This is a genomic window from Halobiforma nitratireducens JCM 10879 (assembly GCF_000337895.1).
GTDB classification, from domain to species: domain Archaea; phylum Halobacteriota; class Halobacteria; order Halobacteriales; family Natrialbaceae; genus Natronobacterium; species Natronobacterium nitratireducens.
This window is the reverse complement of sequence record NZ_AOMA01000003.1, coordinates 1-22,525: the sequence shown is the minus strand read 5'-3', so window position 1 is coordinate 22,525 and position 22,525 is coordinate 1. Positions and strand designations below refer to the sequence as shown.

The following is a 22,525-nucleotide window of genomic DNA, read 5'->3' as shown; positions in this document are numbered from 1 at the left end:
ACCGGTCGTTTCTTGATCGACCCGATAGCGTGGGAGAAAGGTTATGGTGTCGCGCCCACCTCTCACACACAATGAGCAACGATCGAGAGCGAGCGACGGACGACGGGGGTGACGGGGACGGCGAGGAAGCCGAAGACGACCAGGGGACGCTAGCTGGCGGAATCGAAACCGGCGGCGGTCCCCAGCGCGTCGTTGCCGAAGAGAGCGTCGACGACATTCTCGAGTCGATCGGGGACGAAGAGACGGAGACGGAGCCGGAACAGGAGACGAAGACGGAGACGGAAGCCGAGACCACGTCGCAGGGACACTCCACGGACGAGACCGGGACTGAAGCGGACTCGAGTGGGGAGTCCAACACGGCATCGGGCGCGAGCCATGAACCGAGCGAAGAACCGGACGCGGGTGTGGGGACGGACGCGGACGAAAGTGCGAGCGGAACCTCACGGTTGGAATCGGACGCGAGAGTCGACGACGTCGACGACGTGAGGGAGACCGACAGAAACGACGAGAGGGAGACCGACGACGCCGGAAGCGACGACGCTGGCACGGACGAAACCGGCAGCGACGATTGCAACGGCGAAACCGAACCGACGACACCGGAAGGCAGCGACGTGTCGAACCCACCGGACGACGACGCGACGCCCGGCGACGGTGACGGGCCAGAGATCGATGCCGCAGCAGCCTCGCTTGCCGAGTCGGGCGGAGGGTCGCTCGACGGCTCCGACGACGCCCCCTCCACGAAACCCGACGCCGATCGCGAGAGCGACGCCGGGACCGGCGACGATACTGACGCTGCACCCGACCCCTCCAGGGACCCCGACGAACTCGCCGCCCGCCTCGAAGGCGGCGAGGTAAGCGGTGCGGACGTCCGCGCGGCCGAGGCCGGCGAGGGCCGGGACTCGACACCCGATATCGGCGAGGTCGACCTCTCGATGGACGACATCGAGACCGGCGTCGGCGGATCGTCGACCGACGGCGCGGACGGCCCGCTTGCAGGTTCGATCGATCCGAACGACGGCGACTCGGGGACGGGCGACTCGGCCGAGATTGAAGACGATGACGGCGGTTCGGGTCTTTTCGGCCGGATCAAACGTCTCTTCTCGGGCTGAGCCGGACGGCCGTCGAGTCCTGCTCACCCGACGAGCGCGATCCGTACACAGCGTCCGGCCGAGGGTCGTTGTGAGCACACGCGGCGACGTTCGGCGTAGCCATCGATGTCCTACCAGGGCCGAGATTCACACCGGATCGGCCACGTCCTGCCGTGAGCACGACCGACCCGGGGGAGGGAGAAGCTGCCAGCAGAGTCGTGTTCCGATCCTCGTACCGAGCGGGGAATAGTCTGCTCGCGTAGTGTTGAACCGTTATTGATTCGGATTTATGGTATTTGATGTGAGATGATCGCCTCGACGAACGCTATAGAGCGGGGCTGAATGGAATCCACCGTCGACAGACGTTGCTCCGCTCACCGTGTTGCCTAGCAGTCAGTTTCGGATCTCCCGGACAGTACGATAGTGGCCTCGAGAAACAGCTAGCGAGACGACTGTTCGAGCCACGTCTCGAGACGCAGCGGAAGTGCCGGATTACTTCTACGGGTATAGTCCGGGACCGGTTTCGTGGAATAAATAACCGGCTCCGATCGTAACCGTGGGCCCGATTTAAGAGTGAAAGCGGTGACACACTCTATCGGGGAGCAGCTCGGAGACGACGTCTACCGCCGTGAGAGACGTCTCCATCGGTCCGATAGGGTCGCGTCGGTCTCGAGCGTTCCCCGTTCACGACCATGACTCGCGCACTCACGATCACGATTACGGTCGCGGTAGCAGTGGGGTGTCTGGTACTCGTCGGTGCAGGAGCAGCTACAGCGGACGAGCACGGAGTCGAGAACAGCATAGAAGGGATCACGGTAACCGACGATCGCCTCGCTATCGACGGCGACGGCGACGACGGCGGCGTCGTCGTCGGTGGCTCCGCTGACGGAACGAACGGCGGAAGCGGCGGGATCGCGGTCGGCGGCTCGGCCGACGGCGGTGACGGCGGCGACGGCGGCGACGCCGCAGCCGCAGGTGGCGACGGCGGATTCGCAGCCAGTAACGACAGCGACCGCGACGCAAACGCTAGCGGCGGCGATGCACTCGCAGCCGGTGGCGACGGCGGTAATGGCGGTGACGGCGGCATTGCAGTCGGTGGCACCGCTTACGGCGGTGACGGTGGCGACGGCGGTAGCGCCGCAGCCGCAGGCGGCCCCGGCGGTGTCGCACTATCGGACGCCGGCGACGCCGATGCCAGCGGCGGCAACGCGTACGCTATCGGTGGCGACGGCGGTGACGGTGGTGACGGCGGTCTCGCCGTCGGTGGGCCAGCCCACGGCGGCGATGGCGGTGATGGCGGTGACGCCGCTGCTGCCGGCGGCCCCGGCGGGGAAGCGATTTCCGAGGACGGTGATACCGATGCCGACGGCGGCGATGCACTCGCCGTCGGTGGCGACGGTGGCGACGGTGGTGACGGTGGGTTCGCCGTCGGCGATTCGAGCGACGATGGCGACGACGGTGAAGACGGTGAGTCTGAAGCCACCGACGGTAACACCGGCTAACGGCAGCCACAGCCGGACTGCTCACTCGAGCACACGACGGTCCAGTTCCCGCACGGACCGTCTTCGGAGCCGACTAACCCGCTCCCCAGCTGCGTGTCCCCGTGTACACTCCGGGAAACACGGACACGGTGCTCGTTTTCCGCGTGCCGTCGCTAGCTCCATCCCCACTCGAGAGTTCGTGTGCAGTCGCTGGGACGGATGCGACGCTCCATCTCGTTTTGAAACGCTGCCAAAGATTACTATAGTATGACATCATACCGCTGTCGTAATGGCCGACGAATTCTGCTCTCGCCGAAGATATCTGAAAGTAGCCGCGGCCACCGGTGGTATCGCCACCGCCGCAGGCTGTAGCGGTTTCGGCCAAAGCGGCGATCAGGCAGGCAATTCTGAACCTAACGGCGAGCCTGAAGCACCCGACATTCCCGCTCTCAGACTGGAGACGGCCGACTTCGCTTCCGTTCGGCAGTTCGAGGCGGATACCTACGAGCGAATCCACACGTATCGGAAGCGACGGGCGATCGAAACGCTGTTGACCGATCCAGCAGTCAACGACGTTGTCAGCGACTGGATCGGCGGCTTCGAAGCGTACGAAGTCCTCACGAACCACCTGGAGACGATCAGCATCCAGGGCCCGACCTCGCTACACGTTCGAGAGACCGGCTTTCCCGACGGCGACGAAGCCGAGTTCGAGGTGACGGCGGAGAATCGACGAACGATCTACGGACTCGTCGACCGCCACCGCGACGAGCTCGTCGCACTCGAGATGACCGAGCCCCAGGACGTCTCGTGGACGGTGACCCAAACCCCCTACCAGATGGCGATCGGGCAAGGTATCCATCGGACCGAAGCGGTCCAGGACGCTTTCGGGGATATGAGCGATCGGGAGTGGTATCCGTCGTGGAAAGGTGCTGCCGGAGGGTATGCCGGTATCGGTCAGGCGGATCTCCGTCACGGGAACGGATCGACGGCCGTCATGCACGTGAAAGACGACGGCGATCTCCGAATTATCAGTGCGTTCGTCGACGGGACGGACCCGGAAAACCCCGAAATCGTCGACGTTGCGGTCCTCGACCACGCCGTCGTGTACCCGCTCTACGAGATCGCCGAGAGCATCGATCCGGCTCCGGAATCGGTGCTCGAGGCCGTTCCGGACGTGCCGGCGGAACAGCGTCCGTACTATACGGCAAACGACGGCTACCACCGCATCGAGCGCCCGGACGAGTCGTTCGAGCGGGACGGGTGGTCGATCGACTGGGAACACTCGGAGGTGCAAGGCGTGACCGTCTCGGCGTCGTACAACGGGAGCCCCGTCTTCGAGGCGATGAACTCCCCGATCACGTACACGGCGTACTACTTGCCTCCACGAGACGGTCGAAACACCCGCGAGTGGTACTTCCCCGACGACGATACCGTATTCAACGGCGACCTGCTCTTCTGGGACATCCACAGCGAGGAGGTCGGCGGCCCCGGATTACTCGGCCGACTCGAGTTCCCTGCCCGTGGTGATACGCCGCCGGGCTTCCAGTTAAAAACGCACTACCACCCCAGTGCGATCGGCCAGGAGAGCATCGACTTTCACTCCGGTGTTCGCTTCGGGCCGTACAACTACGACATCGCCTACGAGTTCTACGCGGACGGCGTGTTCGCGCCGACGTTCCGCCGGACCGGCCCGGGATTTATGACTCACTTCCAGCAACGACGCGACGAAGACGCCGAGAGCTACGACGAAGCCGGGTCCTACGAGGAGCCGGTCATTCAACACTACACGTCGACCCAGGCACTCGATATCACTCCCGGGACCGACGACGGCGCGGCAGTGGAACTGTTCGACGGCGAAGAGTGGACCGAACCCGACGAGGAGTTCTACCTCGAGGGCGACGCCGGAACGATCGCCCGGTTCAGTAACCCGGACGGGACCGAGACGATCGACGTGCCGCTCCGGGACGATCTGGAACTCGTCGTCGTGCGCCGAGACCCAGAGGAGATCGGTCCAGGGGAGTCTCAGGCCCACCGACTGTACGACGAAGGGACGCCCTCGGAGCTGTATCACCCAGCCCAGTACGTCGACGGTCAGCCGATTCAGGGAGAGCGACTCGTCGTCTGGCTCCTACTGACCGGCGCGACGAATCAGATGCCGTACCCGTCGGGAGTGACGAACTTCGCGACGACGGCGCAACTGGAACTATCCGGCTACTGAGATCGAGATGTCACCACCGACCGACGACCACACGGACTCGAGGTCGACGACGGACCTCTCCCGGCGAGCCTTCTCCCGTAAGGCGGTCGCAGCCGGCGGGAGTGGCGCACTCGCAGCGTGTCTCGAAAACAGCGACCGGACATCGGTGAACGCTCCCGAGGGCGTTTCGGACCCCGAATCGCTCCCGGATCGACAGCACGCCTGGAACGACGTTCTGAAGACCGACGACGCCGGGAACGTCGTCCCGCCCGCACATCACGTCTTTCTGAGCCTGTCGCTCTCGAGCGGGAGCGACCCGGTGGCTGGGGCTCGCGGGACCGTAAGGGCGGCACTGCGGGCAGTCGAACGGGCCCTCGAGTGGAGCGGCGACGGACTCGTCTTTACGCTGGGCTATACGCCGGCGTACTTCGATCGGTTCGAGGCGGAACTCGACGCCGCCGTCGACCTTCCGAACCCCGATCCGATCACCGTACTCGCCGCTGCCAGTGACGTGACGGTCGATACGAACGACGCCCTGTTGCACCTCGCGAGCGACGACCCCGCCGTGGTGCTCGCCGCGGAGGAAACGCTGTTTGGCGAACGCGAGCAACTCAACGGCCACTCGCCGTCGGCGTCGCTCGGGGGCGTCTTCGAGCGGAGGGGACGTCGAACTGGATTCGTCGGTCCGGGGCTGCCGGCCGAGCGACAGCACGGTCTCGACGGCATTCCGGAGAGCGAGCCGGTTCCCGAAGAGGCACCCTTTTTTATGGGCTTTCGAGCCGGCTTTCGGGAGAGCCAGGCGACCGAGGACCGAGTGACGATCCGTGACGGTCCCTTTGCCGGCGGCTCGACCCAGCATTTCGAGACCCTCGAACTCGACCTCGAGGTCTGGTTCGAGGAGAGCGATCACGAGCAACGCGTCGCGCGACTGTTCAGCCCGGACCACGCCGAACGAAACGCGGTCGGTGAGTACGGCGAACGCCTCGGGCGTGACCCTGGCGTCGCGGCGACCGTCGACGACGCACACGACGACGCGCGCGAACGCGGTGTCGTCGGTCACGCACAAAAGGTCGCTCGAGCCCGTGAAGACGGGGACCCGGTGTTGCTCCGGCGGGACGTGAACACGACCGACGGCGACACCTGTGGGCTGCACTTCGTCTGTCTTCAGCGGGACATGTCGGAGTTCGTCCGCGCGCGGGAGGCGATGGTCGGGGACGACTTTCGCCAGTACGGGCTCGGGCCGCGCGGAAGCAACGGCATCCTGCAGTATCTCAGGCTCCGACGCTGGGGGAGCTATCTGGTTCCACCGCGTTCACGGCGGGCGCTGCCGAGGCCCGATCCCGGCGCGTGAACCGCTGTCGGACGGGGATACCTGACACCGGCTGAAGCGCGAAAAAAGGGTTGGGGCGGATTTTTCCCCTGCCCTACTGCGTCCTCAGAACGCGAAGCTTCCGATGTGCAAACGAGAGTCCACTCTCGTTAACGCTGCTCACTCGCTTTGCTCGTTGCGGTGTCGTCCGAAATCGGAGATTTTCGGGATCACGAGAACGACTCCTCGAGGACGGGGACTCCACTCGACAAAGGTGAACCACGTCGGGACGTACCCGGTCGCTCGCTTCGTTCGCGTCCCGAGTACGACTCGTTCGGTTCAGATCACCCTTGACATCCTCCCCACGCTAAAGGGCGAGGATTCCCCGAAGGGGATATTCAGGTTGCGCGTTTTCTCGGGCCTCAAGTACGCTTTCGCGTGGGCCGTCAACGGTCACCGTCCAGTTGTGACCAAGGACGTGCTTTCCAGCGCGTGTAGCCCTGTCAATGGGGCCTTCCGCCCCGCATACAGCGGGCGTCAACGACGACTGGCTATTCAACCAGCGAGGTAGCACGGTTCGCCTCACCCGAAGTGTTAGGCCGTGCATGGTTCTCCCTCCCGTTGTGCGATATTCGCTGAAGCGTTCAGATCGGCGTGGCGTCCACGGCCGCACTCCGAACACAAAAAGTGGTCGCCATCACGTGTTCCCATCGAACCACACGCCGAACACCGCTGGCTGTATGGTATGCATCGACCTCTCCGACCCGGATACCAGCGCGTTCGGCTTTATACGTGATGAACTGTCGGATTCATCCCTGCCCTGAAGGGCGGGGCTTTCTCCTTGCACTTCCGTAACAACTTCCGACGAGCGCACTCCTGGCTGCGCTCGTCGTATTGTATTCGTCAGAAATGGGTTGGGGCAGATTTGAACTGCCGGCCTCCTCCATGTCAAGGAGGTGTCATAACCAGACTAGACCACCAACCCGTCTGGCTTTCACCGCGGCGCGTCGCGCCACGTCGTCTGCACTCATTCGTTGCTGGCCACCGTAGTTGAAGGTTTCGAATCGGCCGCCGTACGCGAGTGATCACCACGGGGTCGAACCACCGGCATCCTTAAGTTCATGTACTGATTTGAGCATTACAAGACAACTACGTACATTGGTGATCACTATGCAGGAATACGTCGAACGCGTCACCGAGGGCGAGGATCTGAGCCAGGCCGACGCTCGAGCGGCCTCGAGTGCGGTCTTCGAAGAGGCGACGGAGGCACAGATCGGCGCGCTACTGGCTGCGCTCCGTGCGAAAGGCGAGACCGAGGCCGAAATTGCCGGCTTCGCGGAGGGGATGCGCGAGGCGGCACGGACGATCTCGCCCGACCGCGAGCCGCTCGTCGACACCTGTGGCACGGGCGGGGACGACTACGATACGATCAACGTCTCGACGACGAGCGCGGTCGTCGCCGCAGGGGCTGGCGTCCCCGTCGCGAAACACGGGAACTACTCGGTGTCGTCCTCCTCGGGCAGTGCGGACGTACTCGAGGTCGCGGGCGTCGACGTGGAAGCCGAACCGCCGGCGGTCGAAGCGGCGATCGAAGCGGACGGCATCGGCTTCATGCTCGCACCTGTCTTTCACCCGGCGATGAAGGCCGTCATCGGCCCGCGCAAGGAACTCGGGATGCGGACCGTGTTCAACGTGCTCGGTCCGCTGACGAACCCCGCGGGTGCGGACGCACAGGTCGTCGGCGTCTACGACCCGGACCTCGTTCCCGTGCTCGCGGATGCGCTCGCGCGGATGGACGTCCAGCGGGCGCTGGTCGTCCACGGTGCGGGCACCGACGAAATCGCGATTCACGGCGAGACCGTCGCTGCGGAGGTCACCGGAAACGAGGTCGACGAGTACACCCTCGAACCCGCCGACCTCGGGCTCGAAGACCACGACATCGCGGATATCGCCGGCGGGACGCCCGAGGAGAACGCCGCGGACCTCCGTGGGATCGTCGCGGGCGACGTGACCGGGGCGAAACGCGACGTCATCCTCGCGAACGCGGGAGCAGCGATCTACGTCGCCGGCGAGGCCGACACTCTCGAGACGGGAGCCGATATCGCCCGCGCGGCGATCGAGGAGGGTGATGCCGCGGCGAAACTCGAGCAGTTGTGTGCGACCACAGCGTCCGACCACACCGATACGGAGGCACGACGATGAGCGGCGCTCGTACCCGCACCAAGATCTGCGGGCTGACGAACGAACGGGATCTCGAGACGGCGGTTGATGCCGGAGCGGACGCGGTCGGCATCGTCTGTGACGTACCGGTCGACACCCCCCGAGAAGTCTCGGTCGAGCGTGCAGCGGCCCTCGCCGCCGCCGCACCACCGTTCGTGACTGCGGTACTCGTGACGATGCCCGACGATCCCGGGGCCGCGATCGAACTCGTCGACCGAGTCGAGCCGGACGCCGTCCAGCTCCACGGCGAGTTCCCGCCGGGTGATCTGGGCTACCTGCGGTCGCGAGTCGACGCGGCCGTCCTCTATGCGGTCGATGCGGACGAGCCGGACGCCGCAACGAGGTACGACGATGTCGTCGACGGGTTCGTCGTCGACACTGCCGACGAGGACGGCGGCGGCGGTACCGGCGAGACCCACGACTGGGAGCGGACGCGTGCGGCCGCCCGAGACCTCGCGTCGCCGCTGATCCTCGCGGGCGGGCTCGAGCCCGACAACGTCGCGGCGGCGGTCAAGACGGTCGAGCCCTTCGCGGTCGATGTCGCGAGCGGCGTGGAGGCAACCGGGGGCGAAAAAGACCCCACAGCGGTTCGGTCGTTCGTCGAGCGTGTGGCGAACGGCACCACGACCGAAGCCACCGATCGGAGGGCAGAACCGTAATGACGTTCGAACTGGATCTCGACCGGGAGGCGTTCCGGGAGCACGTGACGGCCGGCGGAGACGACGAGGAAGACGACCGACCCGTCGTCGTCCGCACGGTCGCCACCCTCGAGGTCGAGACGACGCCGCTGTCGGCGTACGCCGCCCTAACCGGCCGTGCGCCGGGAAGCGACCGCGAGCGATCGCCCTACGCTTTCCTGCTCGAGAGCGCCGAAAAGACGGCGTCGAGTGATCCGGACGGCGCGTTCCGGCCGAGCGCCGCGGGGGCCGAACGCCACGCGCGGTTCTCCTACGTGGGCTACGATCCCGACGCCGTGGTCACGGTTGATCCGGACGGGACGACCGTCGACGCGCTGTCGGCGGATGCCCCCCTCGAGTCGCTCGAGCCCGACGACGAGCCGGCCGACACAGTCGACACACTCCGGGCCGCCATGCCCGACGTTCGACTCGAGAACGCGCCCGAGCGCGACCGCCAGCTGTTGACCGGCGGGCTCGTCGGTTTCCTCGCCTACGACGCCGTCTACGATCTCTGGCTCGAGGAAGTCGGCATCGAGCGCCCCGACTCGCGGTTCCCGGACGCGCAGTTCGTGTTGACGACGAAGACGCTCGCGTTCGACGAGCGCGAGGGGACGGTTTCGCTCGTCTGCACGCCGATTCTGGCGGCCGACGACGACCCGGACGCGGTCTACGACGAGGTCCGTTCGGAGGCCGCCGCAGTCGCGGAGACGCTACGTGAGAACGGAGCCGAGAAGCCCGACACCGGCGGCTTCGTCCGCGAGGACGAGACCGCGGGCGCGAAAGCCGACTACGAGGACAGCGTCCGGAAAGCGAAAGAGCACGTCCTCGACGGGGACATCTATCAGGGCGTCGTCTCCCGAAAGCGGGAACTGTACGGGGATGTCGATCCCCTCGGGTTCTACGAGGCGATGCGGGACGTGAACCCCTCGCCGTACATGTACCTGCTCGAGCACGACGAGCTGACGGTCGTCGGCGCGAGCCCCGAAACGCTGGTCTCCGTGCGCGGGCGAGAAGTCATGTCGAACCCCATCGCCGGGACCTGCGATCGGGGGACCAGCCCCGTCGAAGACCGACGGCTCGCGGGCGAGATGCTGGCCGACGAGAAAGAGCGTGCCGAACACACGATGTTGGTCGACCTGGCTCGCAACGACGTGCGCCGCGTTTCGGAGGCAGGCACGGTCCGGGTCGACGAGTTTATGAACGTCCTCAAGTACAGCCACGTCCAGCACATCGAGTCGACGGTAACGGGCCAGCTCGCGGCCGACGCCGACGTTGCCGAACCGCGTTCGGCAGCCCGGGAGACGAAGGCTCCCGATGCGTTCGACGCGATCAGGGCCGCCTTCCCCGCGGGGACGCTCTCGGGTGCGCCGAAGGTCCGTGCGATGGAGATCATCGACGACCTCGAGGCCGAACCTCGAGGGCTGTACGGCGGCGGCGTCGGCTACTACTCCTGGACGGGCGACGCGGACTTCGCGATCGTCATTCGGACCGCAACCGTCGAAGACGAGGGCGATCGGGACCGCATCACGGTACAGGCCGGCGCGGGTCTGGTCGCCGACAGCGATCCCGAACGGGAGTACGAAGAAACCGAGAAGAAGATGGGCGGCGTGCTGGCCGCGCTCGAGGCGATCGAAGAGGACATCGACTCGAGCGGGGCCGACGAGCGCGAGCCGACGCCGGAGGTGAGCCGATGAGCGCGACCAGCGAGACGAACGAGACGACCGAAGACTCGAGCGGGGACGAAGACGCGGATGCAGAAGTCACACGGGTCCTGTTCGTCGACAACTACGACTCGTTTACCTACAACCTCGTCGAGTACGTCAGCCAGCTTCCCGACACCGAGACCGAGGTACTGAAAAACAGCGCCTCGCTCGCGGACGTGCGTGCGGTCGATCCCGACGCGATCGTCATCAGTCCCGGCCCCGGCCACCCGGAGAACGATCGCGATGTCGGCGTCAGCACGGACGTGTTACGGGAGGTGAGCCCCGAGGTCCCGACCCTCGGCGTCTGTCTCGGTCTCGAGGCGGCAGTCTACGAGTACGGCGGCAGCGTCGGACGCGCACCGGAGCCGATCCACGGCAAGGCGTCGGCGGTCGATCACGACGGGACAGGCGTCTTCGACGGCCTCGAGCAGGGCTTTCGGGCCGGTCGGTACCACTCCCTGGTGGCGACCGAGGTGCCGAACTGTTTCGCGGTGACGGCGACCGCCGAGCACGGGACCGAGACGCTCGTCATGGGCATTCGCCACCACGAGCACCCGATCGAAGCCGTCCAGTTCCATCCGGAGAGCGTGCTCACGGCCGTCGGACACGACGTGATCGAGAACTTCCTCGAGGCCGTGTAGGAACGGAGACCGACCCGGTTCGGAGAATTAGACGCCGGGCAGCAACTCGAGCGTGCCAGTCGCGTACAGCGCAGCGAGGACGATCGCAGCGATGATGCCGACGCGGACGGCCAATTTGATCGCGATGCGGATCGCAATGACGGCGACCGCGAAGGCGGCGAGCGCGGCCAACGCGAGGAGGACCGTCGATCCCGTAAATGGTTCGAGCATAGCGGACACCCCGTACCGAAGGGACGTAATCTTTCTGGATGTGATGAGAGACACGAAACGACGAACGTGGGTCTGACTGAAACGGTAGCGGCGCAAATACCGCCGTGAGACGGCGTTTCACTTTCAGGATGGTCTGAAAATCGTTAAGGCCTCTGCCGCCGTAGCCTCCGACGGAGGGAGAGACGACCGTTTCGACGGTCGTGCTCGACTGTCATCAGACCCAACAGACACATCTCTGAAACACACATTGTACTAGTCCAATAAAAATGGGACAGCTAGGACAGCTTTATGGTGAATGCACGAATACCGAACCTTCGTCACGAATGATGAGAGCCAGGACCCGGACTGTCGTCAAAATCGATACGTGCCGACCGGATAGCAGCGAGGTGAGCCACGCGTGAGCGAAAGCGAACTCTCCGCGGAAGAACTTACCCTCCCGATCAAGCGCACCGAGGGGGACTCCCTCGAGGATCGGTTGACGAGCAACGCCTACCACAACATCCTCCCGGCTCGGTATCTCCGCAAGAACGCCGACGGGGACCTCATCGAGGAACAGGAGGACCTCTTCGAGCGCGTCGGGAAGAACATCGCGCTCGCGGAAGCCGTCTACGAGGCCGAGAAGCAAGGGGTCGAGATTACGGTCACGCCCGATCAGCTCAAGCCCGATCACCCGCGACGCGACGAGCTCGCCGCGGACGTCTTCGGCGCGGGCGTCACTGCCGACGACGACGCCGAAACGACACTTTCCGTCTACAACGTCAACAAGTTCGCCTACGAGACCGTCGTTCCCGACCTCCCCGACGACGTGCAGGCACACGTCGAGTCGGTCGCCGAGGAGTTCCAGGGGATGATGGCAAACCTGGATTTCATGCCGAACTCGCCGACCCTGATGAACGCCGGCGACGAACTCCAGCAGCTTTCGGCGTGTTTCGTCGACTCCCCAGAGGACGACATCGACGATATCCACCAGACCGCCAAGGAGGCCGCACAGGTCTTCCAGAGCGGCGGCGGCATGGGGTATGCCTTCTGGCGGCTCCGTCCCTACGGCGACGCGGTCGGCTCGACCGGCGGCATCGCCTCCGGGCCGATCACGTTCATGCGCACGTACGACCAGATGTGCGAGACGATCGCCCAGGGTGGCGCGCGACGGGGCGCACAGATGGGCGTCATGCGCGTCTCCCACCCCGACGTCATCCAGTTTATCCACGCCAAGAACAAGGACGTCTCGCTGGCAGAGACGCTGCGGCTCAACGACCCCGACGACTACACGCACACCTCCTTCCAGGACGCCTTAGCGGAGGCCCGTGAACTCATCGACGACGAGGGCCGGGTCCCCAAGCACCTGCGAAACGCCGTCGAGGGCCATCTCTCGAACTTCAACATCTCCGTCGGCATCACCGACGACTTCATGGACGCCGTCGAGAGTGGCGAGGAGTTTACGTTCACCAATCCCCGCACCGGCGAGCCCCACATCGCGACCCAGGAGACCAAGGAACTGTACGAGATGTTCGGCCTCGGCGAGCACGTCGAAGTCGGCGAGGAACTGTCGATCCCCGCAGAAGAGCTCTGGGACGACATCGTCGAGGGCGCTCACGAGAACGGCGAACCCGGCGTGATCTACCTCGAGCGCGTCAACAAGGAACACTCCTTCGACATCGAGAAACATCCCGACCACCGTATCCTCGCGACCAACCCCTGTGGCGAACAGCCCCTAGAGGAGTACGAGGCCTGTAACCTCGGCCACATCAACCTCTCGACGCTCGCCGACCTCGAGGCACCCGACTGGCGCGTCTGGTACGACGAGCACGGCGACGAGTACGACACGCTGGAGGACGCGGTCGACACCTTCCTCGCAGAGGCCGTCGACTTCGAGGAGTTTGACCACCGCATCGAGATGGGGACGCGCTTTTTGGAGAACGTCGTCACCATGTCGGATTTCCCGGTCGACAAGATCGAACAGAAGGTCCGGGAGATGCGCAAGATCGGGCTGGGCATCATGGGACTCGCCCAGCTGTACATCCAGCTCGGGATGGAGTACGGCAGCGAGGCCTCCAACGAGGTCGCACGCCAGCTGATGACCCACATCAACCATACCTCGAAGTGGACGTCCCACGAACTCGCCGAACAGCGTGGGAGCTTCGATGAGTGGGGCAAATCCAAGTACGCGAACCCCACCGAGTACCGCGAATGGTTCGAACACCAGACCGGGCTCGACGCCGACGAGTGGGAAGACGGGTTCCCGATCCGGAACCACAACACGACGACCATCGCGCCGACGGGCACGACGAGTATGGTCGGCAACACCACCGGCGGCTGTGAGCCGATCTACAACGTCGCCTACTACAAGAACGTCTCCGACGACGTCCAGGGCGACGAGATGTTAGTCGAGTTCGACGACTACTTCCTGCGTGTTCTGGAGGACAACGACATCGATGTCGACGCGGTCAAAGAGGAGGCCCAAGAGCAGATGGCCACAAACCAGTTCAACGGCGTCGAGGGCCTCTCGACCGTTCCGGACGCCATCGGCGAACTGTTCGTCACGACCGGCGATCTCTCGGCGAAAGAACACGCCGGTATCCAGGTCGCCTGTCAGGAGGGCGTCGACTCCGCCATCTCGAAGACCGTCAACGCCCCCAACGACTCGACGGTCGAGGATGCCAAGGAGGTCTTCGAGTACATCTACAAGCACGGCGGCAAGGGCGTCACCTACTACCGCGACGGCACCCGTTCGAAGCAGGTGCTGACGACCCGTGCCGACAACACCGAGTTCGCCGACGAGACCGAAGCCGCGGAGACGCTCGTCGAACAGATCGACGAGATATTCGGCGGCCTCGAGGAGTTCCTCGAGAGCGAGGAGGTCACGGACGTTCTCGAGACGGACCTCGACTCGGTGGTCGGCGAGACAGACGACGAGAAGCCGGTCCACGTCGACTTCACGAAGAAACGCGATCGGCCGGACGCCTTGCAGGGAGTCAGCCAGCGCATCGACACCGGCTACGGGAAAGTCTACGTAACGATCAACGAGGACCCCGAAACTGGCCAGCCGTTCGAACTGTTCGCGAACATCGGCCACTCGGGAGGGTTCACGAACTCCTTCACTGAGGCCTTAGCGAAGGTCATCTCGACCTCGCTGCGCTCGGGCGTCGACCCCGAGGAGATCGTCGACGAACTCTGTGGGACCCGCTCCCCGAAGATCGCCTGGGACAAGGGCGAGCAGATTCAATCGATCCCCGACGCCATCGGTACCGCGATGCGTCGCTATCTCGAAGACGAGATCGACAAGCCGTACCCGACCCAGCAGACGCTCGAGGAGTCGGCCGACGCAAGTGCCGAGCCCGGCTACGACGGACCACAGACCGACGGCGGCGCGGCGACGGCGGAGACTGGCGGCGACGCGACACAGGATCTCATCGACGCCGGTGAGTCGCCGGAGTGTCCCGAGTGTGGATCGCTGTCGCTGTACTACTCCGAAGGCTGCAAGACCTGCGAGTCCTGTGGCTGGAGTGAGTGTTGACGGGAGCGTAAGGCTTCGTCACTCGGTGTTTCTGTTCTTCTAATCTTCTGTTCTTCTGTTCTTTCGTTTTCCGTTCTTTCGTTCTATCGCGTTCGAGTCGCTGCGCTCACGTCCCGAGTCTCACTTCTGGTATCTCGGTTCCCGAACCCGAGTGTCGATTCCGAACACTCAGCCCTGCACCGACGAGACGCGGCCGGACCCGAACACTTAGCACGACCGACCCGTTGGTCCTCGTACGGACATGACTGACGACGGGATCGAAGACGTCGGCGGCCGTCCCTGTCCCCAGTGCGAGCGGCCGCTGTTCAAACGCCACTGCAAGTACGTCTGCCCCGAACACGGCGTCGTCTACGACTGTGCAGACACGTTCTGGTGAGCCATCGGGCGATCGCCACTGGAACCCGAGAACTCGAGAAACTCGAGAACGGAACGAGGAAAACTCGCACGCCGGAGGCTCGACTCATTCCTCCCGGTGACGGTCAATCGCCGGAACCTATTTAGCCCAGAATCACCCTGCATCCAACGATGCGAATACCTACGGGCGTTCCGGGGTTCGACGAGCTAGTCGACGGCGGGCTCCTGGAAGACCGGCTGTACATCGTCAGCGGACCGCCGGGCAGCGGCAAGACCACGTTCTGTTCGCAGTTCCTCACGAAGGGCGTCTTCGAGGGTGATACGGCGCTGTACCTGAGCATGCACGAGTCCAAGGAGGAACTGGTCACCGACATGACGAACTTCGAGTTCGGCTTCGAGCAAGCCATCTCCTCGAGCCAGATGAAGTTCCTCGACGTTTTCGACGCGGAGACCAAGCGCCTGTTCTCCTCGTCGTCGCGATCCGCGGGGGACTCGCCAGGCAGCGTCGAGAATCTCTCGAACAAGCTGGTCTCGTTCGTCGAGTCGAAAGGCGTCGACCGACTGGTTATCGACTCGACGATGCTGCTCGAGTACTACTTCTCGGACGACGTCGACGAGCTCGTTACGTTCCTGACGAAGCTCAAGCGCTCGGACGCGACCGTCCTGCTGATCTCGGAGATGACCGATCCGACCTCCTACTCGGACGGCCACTACCTCGCACACGGCGTCGTGTTCATGCACAACTACCTCGAATCGGGCGGGATGACTCGTGGCGTCCAGATTATCAAAATGCGTGGCACCCAGATCGACTGTGACATCCGGAAAGCGGAGTTTACGGATCGCGGGCTGCGTGTCAACCCCAACGAGAAGATCCAGTCGTAGCATGTACGAGCGTACGTTCGGCACCGACTGGGAGTCGATCGCCGACCGCGATCGGATCGTCCGGCGGGCGTTCGCGCTCGGCGTCGCGGAGGAACTCGGTGCGGAGTATCCCGGCGAACTCGAGCGTCTCAGCGACGAGATCGAGACGGCCTACGACCGGAGCTTCGTCGAGATCGCCTACCAGAAAGGACGGGAGAAAGCGGGCAACCGGAAGTCGTCCGCGTCGGCCGACGGGCACGTCTGGGAGGAGTTGATCGAGGAGAAGACCGCGATCGACCCTGACGACCAGCCCGACGGCGTCGACCTGGACGAGACAATGGGACTTCCAGAGCCGCTTCGTGGGATCGATATCGGCCGGTACCAGGTCGACAGCACGGATCGGGTCCGTCGACCGAGTTTTCTCGAGCGCGGCGAGTCGGGGCGAGGCGGTGCCGGTTCCCGGTCCGGAGGGAACGGCGGAAACGGCGATCGGAGCCCGTTCGGTCACACGCCCGGACGGGATCGCCAGCGACGGTTCGGATCGAAAAGCGACGAGAAAGACGAAACTGGACGGACCGAAGACGAAACGGACGACAGCGAGGGCGACGAATCCGCGAGCGAGACAGCCGACTCGAGTGACTCGAGTACGGCGGACTCGAGAGAGTAAAACGGAGCCGTACGGAGCGAGCGACGATCGGTAGCCCCCGTCAGTCGGACGTTTTTGCGGAGCGATTCGAGTGTGATTCCGCGACCCCCGATCCTCGTCCGTTCAGCGCCCGATAAGCGGGTCCGGCGAGCAACAGTACGGCAGCGAGCGCGCAGGCGACCGACAGCGCCAGCCCGAGGTCACCGAGCCCGCCAGTCGTGATCGTCGCGGCCGAGGCACCAACGACGACCGCCGCGATCGTCCACGGGAGTTCACCGGCGATCGTCCCGGCGACGAGGTGGCGGAGTTGGACGCCGCTGACAGCCGCCGCAGCCGTCGATACGTCCGAGGGGATCGGAGCGAGCCGTGAGGCCGCGACGCCCCGGATCGGTCCCGCCGTGTCGTAGTACCGTGCGACGACCGCACCCGTTCGATCGAGTAACGATCGCTCGTCGCTGGCGTCCGTGTTGTCGCTGTCGCCGTCACCGTCCACGTTAGCGCCGGTGTCGGCCCCGCGGTCGGTCGGCGACACAGCGGAAACGGAGCCGTCGGTCCCACCGTCTGCGAGCCAGCGAACCGCGAGGAACACCGGGATCACGGTGACGACGACCCCTGCAAGTGCGACTGGCACACCGAGTGCGACACCGTATCCGTAGCCGACGACGACGGCAAGCGGTGTCGTCGGCCAGGCTAACGCCGGTCGCACGAGATAGAGGGCAGCCACGACGACCGCGAACCGGTAGGGGTCGCCAGTGACCGACTCGAGCGCGCCGAAGATGGTCCCGGGGGAGAGCACGAGTCCCGTGAGGACGATCGCACCGGCCACGAGCGCACCGAATGCGGCACGGGTCGGAACCGACTGGAGGGGCTGAAGCTGGAACGGGGACGACGACGCCATCGATTCGAACCCGGATTTCGGCTCGAGTACCGAATCTTTTGTGCCTCGCGACGGTCGGGTCTCGTCGAGCGTGCCAGTTCCGGCCGGTGGCCAACGGCCGCAGCCCCAGCCCACACCCCCGGCCCGCAGTCCCAGCCCGCACCGGCCCGAAAGAGAATTGTCGCTCCGGACCGACATCTCGGCCGATGGCCGGAGAGGGTAGCGAGTCGGGAGCAAACGGTAGACAGGGACCACGTTCCGACGCCGGCGTTGGAAGCAGTAGCGTCAACAGTGACGTCGATACCGGCGACAACGGCGGCGACGGCAACGCCGACAGCGACGGCGATACCACCGATGCCGATCGTCGCCACACCGACGACCGTGTCGAACTCGGTCTCGCACTCCTCGAGCGCCTCGAGCACGAGTCGCTCCCGCTTCCGGCGGTCGTCGACCGTATCGAGACCATCACGAGCGATCCGACGGTGACCCGCACGATACTCGACGAAGCAGAACTCCGGGGGATCGTCGAGCGCGAGGACGGCATCATCCGTCCGAAGAGTCGCCAGTACGTCCGGTTCGATCAGGATGTCATCACCAAAGAAGGCGACTTCACCTGCCGACGCTGTGGCTCGGGACTGTCGACCGGCTACTTCGTCGACCTCGAGGCGGGTGAACTCGGCCCGTTCGGTTCCTCGTGCATTCGGAAGGTCACGGGCCGAGAGTGAGTCGGGCGTCGGCGTTCGGGGACGCGATTACCGGACCCGCCAGAGTTTTGACTGTCGTCACCACTCACACGCATACCGCATGACCGACTTCGACTCCGATTTCGGCTCCGTCGATCTCGATCGGTACAACTCCAGACGCTCGACGGCCTACGGCAACCGGGGCATGGTCGCCACGAGCCAACCGTTGGCCGCCGAGGCCGGTCTCTCGGTGCTGCGCGACGGCGGCAACGCCTTCGACGCCGCCGTCGCCACTGCAGCCGCGCTCAACGTCGTCGAGCCCACGTCTACCGGGCTGGGCGGTGATGTCTTTGCCCTCTATCGCACCGCCGACGGCGAGGTTGGCGCGATGCGCTCCTGCGGGCACGCGCCCGCCGACGCTACCATCGAGACCGTTCGCGGGGCGCTCGAGGAGGCCGACGAAGACGAACTCGAGTCGTACTACCCCGAGTCCCGCGGCTACGCCGTCGACAGCGACGACGATACCGACGACCTCGAGATGCCGTTCCTCGGTCCCCACGCGGTCACCGTACCCGGAACCGCCCGCGGCTGGGAGACGACTGTCGAGGACCTCGGTCGAAAATCCCTCTCGGACGTGCTCGAGCCCGCGATCCACTACGCGACGGAGGGGTACCCCGTCTCGGAAGTCATCGCCAGCCACTGGACCGGCGCGGAGGAGCTGTTCACCGACGCGCACGCCCGCGAGGCGTACCTCTTCGACGGCGAGAGTCCTGACCCTGGCGAGACCGTCACACTGCCCGAACTCGGCGAGTCGCTCCGGAAGATCGCCGAACAGGGAGCCGATGTCGTCTACGAGGGCGAGATCGCCGACGCGATCGTCGACGAGATCCAGTCCGCCGGCGGGTTCATGACCCACGAGGACCTGGCTGCGTTCGAACCCGAGTTCGTCGACCCCGTCAGCACGACCTACAACGGGACCGAACTCTACGAACTCCCACCGAACAACCAGGGATTGCTCGCACTCGAGGCACTGAACATCGCCGAGGAGATCGGCGCGGGCGAGCACGACTACGACTCTGCCGAGCGGATACACGCTTTCGCCGAGGCGATGAAGCTCGCGTTCGTCGACGGCCACCACTACGTCACCGACCCCGAGTTCGAGGAGATTCCACCCCTCGCGTCGAAAGAGTACGCCAGGGAACGCGCCCAGGCGATCGGCGACTCGCCCATCTCGGACCCGCAGGTCGGCGTCCCGAACGCAAACGCGGAGGACGCCGACACTGTCTTGCTGACCGTCGGCGACGAGGAAGGAAACCTCGTCTCCTACATCAACTCCCGGTTCGCCGGCTTCGGCAGCGGGCTCGTCGCCGGGGAGACGGGTATCGCCCTGCAGAACCGCGGGGCGTCGTTCTCGCTCGACCCCGACCATCCCAACAGCCTCGAGCCCCGCAAGCGGCCGTTCCACACCCTCGTGCCGGCAGTCGCGAAGCTCGACGAAGACGACTGGATGGCTTTCGGCGTCATGGGCGGCTACATGCAGCCCCAGGGCCATCTCCAGGTCGTCTCGAACCTGGTCGACTACGGCATGAGCCCGCAGGCGGCGCTGGATGCTCCGCGCTGGCGCTACCGCGAGGACGGGACGATCGGCGTCGAAGAACGGCTTCCGGCGAAGACGAAACTCGCCCGGAAAGGACACGACGTCGGCGTTCTCCCGCCCGTGATGTTCGGCGGCGCTCAGCTCGTCCGCCGACGCGGTGACACCCTGGCCGGTGCGACGGAGCCGCGAAAGGACGGCGTCGCGATCGGGTTCTGAGTGGCAGATAGCGGCCCGGCCGAGCCGGCTGCTTTCCCTACTTTTCGAGATCGAACGGCGATGGGGCCGTTTCGAGTCGCCAGTCCCCAGAGTGTCGCAGCTGGCTCGCCCCATGGCGAAACGATTGCTGCTTGCCATGGCGGGCGCAATCCTACTCGAGTTGCTCCAGTTACAACTGGCGTGTTCTTCGATCGATGAGTACGATTCGTGCCACCGTCGACGACACCGTGCTCGATTTCGCACACAGGTACGGTCTCGCGTTCGTGATGGTTGCGAGCTACTTCGGCTCGGGTTCGGTGTTCATCGTCAGCCAGGCCGGCGTCCTGCACGGGTATACCCTGCTGTGGGCAGCCGCAGGTGCCGCGCTGCTCGGGTTCATGGCCCAGGACATGAGTGCGCGGCTCGGCATTCACGGCACCCCGTTGATGGTCTTCGTCCGTCGGAAACTCGGCCAACCGATAGCCGTCGGGCTCGCGGCCGCCGTCGGTGCCGGCGTGTCGTTCATGACCGGCGGCGTCGTCGGCTGGCAACCGATCGCCGTCCTCGCGACACTCGGTGCGATCGCGGTCGGGCTCCTGAACTACGACAACGTCGAGAACCTGATGATCACCCTGCTGGTCGTCGACACGCAATCGAACGTCAAGCAGGGCTCGGACATGGTCCAGTTCTATCTGCGAGAACTCGTCCAGGATGTTGAGGAAAATCTCGTCGACGCGGTCGAAGACGAGCTCGGAGCCAGCGTCTCGAAGACCAATGTCCGAGAGCCAGCCTATGTTGTGGCGATGCGCCAGCCCGAGATCGTCGCCGAAGAACTCGAGCGCTGGGGATTCGAAGACGAGTAGGGGCCAACTCGAGATTGAGGTCGGCATGTTCGCGGTCGTGGGAACAAGGTCGACAAGCGGTCTGGCATGCAGCGAACTTCGACGGGGCCTGGGAGCAGCGGTGCTCTCGGTACACCTTCGCCGACGACCATCGCGATCAGTTCCAGACCGAGAGCGTGAGATACTCGAGCAGGTCAATGAGCTCGCGGCTACGACCGAAGCAGAGGTTGAACTACGAAGCCCGGGGCCAGTGACGACCTTCTTGAGAATGGGCCGGATGATGGACACGAGGACGAAGAGACAGTCGGTCCACTCGAGATACGATCAAGTCTGAGCGACCGTGGAGGAAAAGTGTGAACCGCCGTTCTGCTTCCGGGAGAATCTTTCAGGCATAATCCTGGGACAGGTCAGTACGCAGTCGTAGTTACCTGAAACGATTCACAACGTCTTGGAGTTACTCAGCTTTGAACGTTAGCGTCGGCTGTTGAGTGAACGAAAAGGTGGTCGATCTCTTGCATAAGGTCATCGACGTCACGATCATCGTTGTCTCGAACCCACGAGAGCAGGTTGTAAACGGCTTCCTTCAGGGAATGTTCGAGGTTCGCTCGAAGCGATGACGCTTTCGAGCGAACCGTCCCCAAGGCGCTCGATTCGGGATCAAGACGAACGAGACTGTAGGCAGCCATCAGAAGGGGCCAGTGCCGACTGGCACCTTCGTCAGTCTGCATCTCGCAGTCTCCTAGGCCGAGATCCTGCTTCGAGTCCTCGAAGAACGTCTCGATGCGCCATCGCATTCCGTAGGAGCGGANCCCAGTTGGGAGACGGGAAGCTTCTTTGTCCAGATGTGGTAGGTCTCGTCCTCAACATCACGCTCGACGGTGTCGATGCGCTCTGCCAGCGCATCGACGCTGATCTCTTCGCCGGCGTAGGTTACCTGTCGGTTGCTCCGGAACGGGCCGATCCAGTCGTTGCCGTAGGATTCGATGTGTTCGACGAGGGCAGAATCGTGAGCGAACCACGAGTCGAAGAGGTAGGTGTCCGCCGGGACCCCTACCTCGTCTTCGAGTTCGGTGACGATCTCACGGGCGAGATCGTACTTGGTGTCGTGGTTTTGGTCATCTTCGTCTTGTTTTTCGTAGAGGCGGAAAGTGAGTGGGTAGGCAGTTTTGTCGTCGGCGTAGAAGGCGTAGATGAGGGCTTGGCCCCAGACAGTGTCACCTTCGGCGTGATCATAGAAGTGTCCGACGCCGGGGACTTCGTCCCCGGCTTTCTCGGTGATCGTGTCGTCGAGGATGATGTACCCATCCTTCGACCAACGTGTTTCGCCGTGTTTTTGGAGTTTTTCGAGGCGTTCGTGGTTAAATTGCTGTTCGTCCCAGTCGTACTCGGTGAGGAACTTGTTGAGAGCGCGTTTGTCTCCAGCTGGAAGG

Annotated in this window: 16 protein-coding genes, 1 tRNA gene and 3 pseudogenes; 15 read left to right on the top strand and 5 right to left on the bottom strand. The window is 64.5% G+C overall.

All coding sequences use genetic code 11. From position 1 onward, the window contains the following. Nucleotides 1-71 precede the first annotated feature (71 nt). From C446_RS00220 to C446_RS00205, 4 genes are all read left to right on the top strand, one after another. A complete protein-coding gene (locus C446_RS00220) occupies nt 72-1,109 on the top strand; it encodes a hypothetical protein (protein ID WP_006671019.1) in 1,038 nt (345 codons plus the stop codon). Between the two features lie 671 nt (nt 1,110-1,780). After that, nucleotides 1,781-2,590 carry a hypothetical protein gene (locus C446_RS00215; RefSeq protein WP_006671018.1) on the top strand — a complete coding sequence of 270 codons (810 nt, stop codon included), beginning with the start codon at nt 1,781-1,783 and terminating at the stop codon, nt 2,588-2,590. 268 nt (nt 2,591-2,858) lie between these two features. Next, on the top strand, nt 2,859-4,787 hold the full coding sequence (locus C446_RS00210) for a hypothetical protein (protein ID WP_006671017.1): 1,929 nt from the start codon (nt 2,859-2,861) through the stop codon (nt 4,785-4,787). A 7-nt stretch (nt 4,788-4,794) separates the two neighbouring features. Next, nucleotides 4,795-6,117 (top strand): DUF7405 family protein, encoded by a 1,323-nt coding sequence (locus tag C446_RS00205; RefSeq protein ID WP_006671016.1) that lies wholly within the window; start codon nt 4,795-4,797, stop codon nt 6,115-6,117. 552 nt (nt 6,118-6,669) lie between these two features. Here the strand turns inward: C446_RS00205 and C446_RS20340 are convergent. Both C446_RS20340 and C446_RS00200 read right to left on the bottom strand, forming a co-directional pair. After that, nucleotides 6,670-6,884 (bottom strand): annotated as a pseudogene (locus tag C446_RS20340) (zinc ribbon domain-containing protein); the annotation flags it as partial. 101 nt (nt 6,885-6,985) lie between these two features. Then, a tRNA-Val gene (locus C446_RS00200) sits at nt 6,986-7,060 on the bottom strand. A gap of 185 nt (nt 7,061-7,245) precedes the next feature. Between C446_RS00200 and trpD the strand changes: the two genes are divergently transcribed. The 4 genes from trpD to trpG are packed head-to-tail and all read left to right on the top strand — an operon-like array spanning nt 7,246 to nt 11,316. Continuing rightward, nucleotides 7,246-8,277: an anthranilate phosphoribosyltransferase gene (gene trpD, locus C446_RS00195; protein WP_006671015.1), complete on the top strand. Its 1,032-nt coding sequence runs from the start codon at nt 7,246-7,248 to the stop codon at nt 8,275-8,277. Next, nucleotides 8,274-8,954, top strand: coding sequence for a phosphoribosylanthranilate isomerase (locus C446_RS00190; protein ID WP_006671014.1), 681 nt, complete (start codon nt 8,274-8,276; stop codon nt 8,952-8,954). The genes trpD and C446_RS00190 overlap by 4 nt, the downstream gene beginning before the upstream one ends. Continuing rightward, nucleotides 8,954-10,666 (top strand): anthranilate synthase component I, encoded by a 1,713-nt coding sequence (trpE, locus tag C446_RS00185; protein WP_006671013.1) that lies wholly within the window; start codon nt 8,954-8,956, stop codon nt 10,664-10,666. The genes C446_RS00190 and trpE overlap by 1 nt, the downstream gene beginning before the upstream one ends. Further along, a complete protein-coding gene (gene trpG / locus C446_RS00180) occupies nt 10,663-11,316 on the top strand; it encodes an anthranilate synthase component II (protein WP_006671012.1) in 654 nt (217 codons plus the stop codon). The genes trpE and trpG overlap by 4 nt, the downstream gene beginning before the upstream one ends. Before the next feature lie 27 nt (nt 11,317-11,343). Here trpG and C446_RS00175 read toward each other — a convergent pair whose 3' ends face one another. Continuing rightward, nucleotides 11,344-11,526 carry a hypothetical protein gene (locus C446_RS00175; RefSeq protein WP_006671011.1) on the bottom strand — a complete coding sequence of 61 codons (183 nt, stop codon included), beginning with the start codon at nt 11,524-11,526 and terminating at the stop codon, nt 11,344-11,346. Nucleotides 11,527-11,923: 397 nt separating this feature from the next. Here C446_RS00175 and C446_RS00170 point away from each other — a divergent pair, with 397 nt between their 5' ends. From C446_RS00170 to C446_RS00160, 4 genes are all read left to right on the top strand, one after another. Next, entirely contained in the window at nt 11,924-15,040 is a 3,117-nt protein-coding gene (locus C446_RS00170; protein ID WP_006671010.1) for an adenosylcobalamin-dependent ribonucleoside-diphosphate reductase, read from the top strand. A 241-nt stretch (nt 15,041-15,281) separates the two neighbouring features. Beyond that, a complete protein-coding gene (locus tag C446_RS20180; protein ID WP_006671009.1) occupies nt 15,282-15,416 on the top strand; it encodes an HVO_2523 family zinc finger protein in 135 nt (44 codons plus the stop codon). 149 nt (nt 15,417-15,565) lie between these two features. Continuing rightward, entirely contained in the window at nt 15,566-16,276 is a 711-nt protein-coding gene (locus C446_RS00165; protein ID WP_006671008.1) for an RAD55 family ATPase, read from the top strand. Between the two features lies 1 nt (nt 16,277). Next, on the top strand, nt 16,278-16,922 hold the full coding sequence (locus C446_RS00160; protein ID WP_006671007.1) for a hypothetical protein: 645 nt from the start codon (nt 16,278-16,280) through the stop codon (nt 16,920-16,922). Nucleotides 16,923-16,962: 40 nt separating this feature from the next. Here the strand turns inward: C446_RS00160 and C446_RS00155 are convergent, their stop codons facing one another. Further along, nucleotides 16,963-17,799, bottom strand: a complete 837-nt coding sequence (locus C446_RS00155; RefSeq protein ID WP_006671006.1) for a TVP38/TMEM64 family protein — start codon at nt 17,797-17,799, stop codon at nt 16,963-16,965. Nucleotides 17,800-17,984: 185 nt separating this feature from the next. Here C446_RS00155 and C446_RS00150 point away from each other — a divergent pair, with 185 nt between their 5' ends. From C446_RS00150 to C446_RS00140, 3 genes and pseudogenes are all read left to right on the top strand, one after another. After that, complete coding sequence (locus C446_RS00150) at nt 17,985-18,503, top strand: DUF5830 family protein (RefSeq protein ID WP_006671005.1); 519 nt, start codon at nt 17,985-17,987, stop codon at nt 18,501-18,503. A 79-nt stretch (nt 18,504-18,582) separates the two neighbouring features. Next, a complete protein-coding gene (ggt, locus tag C446_RS00145; protein ID WP_006671004.1) occupies nt 18,583-20,274 on the top strand; it encodes a gamma-glutamyltransferase in 1,692 nt (563 codons plus the stop codon). Nucleotides 20,275-20,468: 194 nt separating this feature from the next. Further along, nucleotides 20,469-20,894, top strand: a pseudogene (locus tag C446_RS00140) (iron transporter); the annotation flags it as partial. Nucleotides 20,895-21,553: 659 nt separating this feature from the next. Here the strand turns inward: C446_RS00140 and C446_RS00135 are convergent. Continuing rightward, nucleotides 21,554-22,525, bottom strand: a pseudogene (locus C446_RS00135) (transposase); the annotation flags it as partial.